This is a genomic window from Wolbachia endosymbiont of Pentidionis agamae, assembly GCF_036711655.1.
Classification (GTDB): domain Bacteria; phylum Pseudomonadota; class Alphaproteobacteria; order Rickettsiales; family Anaplasmataceae; genus JAZHPY01.
Genome location: NZ_JAZHPY010000122.1, coordinates 1 through 1,799, shown reverse-complemented (window position 1 = coordinate 1,799; position 1,799 = coordinate 1). Strand labels below are relative to the sequence as shown.

Below are 1,799 nucleotides of genomic sequence, written 5' to 3'. Positions count from 1 at the left end.
CTGAGAAGAATTTTTTTGGTGGGCACGGCATAGTAGGAGCACAAGTTCCAATTGGAACAGGAATAGCATTTGCTAATAAATACAGAGAAAACGATAATATTGTTTTTACTTACTTTGGTGATGGTGCTGCACATCAAAAAAATTCTTCTCAGTATCAAACATATGCATAGATCCACCTTTTCCTTTAGAACATCCAGTTTCTTTACCAACGAGTTCCGCCATAACAGGTTTTGGATCAGATCCACATGCAAGCATTAAGCCATGATCTCTATAACTTGTAATAAAGGAGTCACCAGATTTTGATGCTGCATAAGTTCCAACAGCAACTGCTTCCTGCCCTATATAAAGATGACAGAATCCACCTATTAAACCCATTCCATATAATTGACCTGCCTTTTCTTCAAATCTTCTTAAAAGCAACATTTTTCTGTATAAGGTAATAACTTGCTCTTTAGTAAAATTTTCTATTTCCATCTTCTTGAACTACCTAGCTAAATCAATATATTATCAAAAAATTTTGAATTTTGAATCTAATTTCGATATTATAGTAGTGAAATTATAATACTGCTATGGATTACTATCACTGGTTTGAAGCTTTACACGTAATTTCTGTTATCATGTGGATGGCAGGTATGCTGTATCTACCTAGACTATATGTTTACCATGTATCTGCAAAAATAGGATCTGATAATGATAACTTACTAAAAGTAATGGAAAAAAGATTGTTAAAGTGCATAATTAATCCTGCGATGCTTTTTTCACTTGGCCTTGGAATAATATTAATGGTAATGAGAGAAGCATATCGTGAAGGATGGTTTCATGTGAAAGCATTTGCTGTATTTATGATGCTTATAATACATATGTTACTTGCAAAATATAAAAAAGATTTTGATAGAGGCTTAAATAAAAAGTCACATGTTTATTTACGTATTCTAAATGAAGTAGTAACATTACTGATAGTAATAATTGTTATTATGGTTATAGTCAAACCATTTTAATTGAAAAAAAGATAGAATATATCTATGAAGAATAAAGACTTAGAGTTATTAAAATTTTATCAAGAAATTGGTATAGATTGTATGTTAGAGGAAAAGGTTACAAAGAAAATGGAAAACATGTGTCTTCCTAGTGATTATATTATTGAAGCGAGAAAAGCAGCAAACAGTTCTATAACTATAGATGAATTAAGAGGTAAAGTTGAATCTTTTGAGGGTTGCGAAATTAAAAAAACGGCTAAAAACACTGTTTTTTCTGATGGAAATTCAAATTCAAAAATTATGCTTATTGGTGAAGCTCCAGGAGCAAATGAAGATATACAGGGCATCCCATTTTGCGGTGTAAGTGGAGCATTACTCGATAAGATGCTAAATTCAATCGGTCTTGATCGCACTAAAGTGTATATAAGTAACACCGTATTTTGGCGCCCGCCTGGCAATAGAAAACCAACAGATTTGGAACTTGATTTATGCAAACCATTTGTAGAAAAGCATATTGCATTAGTTTTACCACAGGTTCTAATATTAGTAGGTGGCATTGCGTGTTATAGCTTGCTTGATCATACAAAAACTATCTCTAGTCTGCGCGGGAAATTCTACTCATATACCAATCAATATTTACCTAACTCAATAACTACAACTGCAATTTTTCATCCTGCTTATCTACTACGCCAACCTGCACAAAAACGCCTAGCATGGGAAGATTTGAAGAAAATTAGAAGGTATGTTGATGAACACGAAATCACATAATTCTTAAGTCATTGTAATACTTATTTAACAGTAGATGAAGTGGGATAAAAAAGG

Annotated in this window: 2 protein-coding genes and 2 pseudogenes; 3 read left to right on the top strand and 1 reads right to left on the bottom strand. The window is 32.5% G+C overall.

Features of this window, described 5'->3' with window-relative positions; translation table 11 throughout:
• Nucleotides 1–137: pseudogene (locus V6U76_RS05195) on the top strand (thiamine pyrophosphate-dependent enzyme); the annotation flags it as partial.
• Here V6U76_RS05195 and V6U76_RS05190 read toward each other — a convergent pair.
• A pseudogene (locus tag V6U76_RS05190) lies at nt 136–474 on the bottom strand (thiamine pyrophosphate-dependent enzyme); the annotation flags it as partial. The pseudogenes V6U76_RS05195 and V6U76_RS05190 sit on opposite strands and share 2 nt — an antisense overlap.
• Before the next feature lie 95 nt (nt 475–569).
• On the opposite strand from V6U76_RS05190, the gene hemJ reads away from it, so the two are divergent.
• Nucleotides 570–998: a protoporphyrinogen oxidase HemJ gene (gene hemJ / locus V6U76_RS05185; protein WP_333024075.1), complete on the top strand. Its 429-nt coding sequence runs from the start codon at nt 570–572 to the stop codon at nt 996–998.
• 24 nt (nt 999–1,022) lie between these two features.
• Nucleotides 1,023–1,745, top strand: a complete 723-nt coding sequence (locus V6U76_RS05180; protein WP_333024073.1) for a uracil-DNA glycosylase — start codon at nt 1,023–1,025, stop codon at nt 1,743–1,745.
• Nucleotides 1,746–1,799 lie beyond the last annotated feature (54 nt).

Excerpts from the sequence above, each read along its gene's own strand:
- hemJ (WP_333024075.1), top strand. The coding sequence starts at position 570 with ATGGATTACTATCACTGGTTTGAAGCTTTACACGTAATTTCTGTTATC.
- V6U76_RS05180 (WP_333024073.1), top strand. The coding sequence starts at position 1,023 with ATGAAGAATAAAGACTTAGAGTTATTAAAATTTTATCAAGAAATTGGT.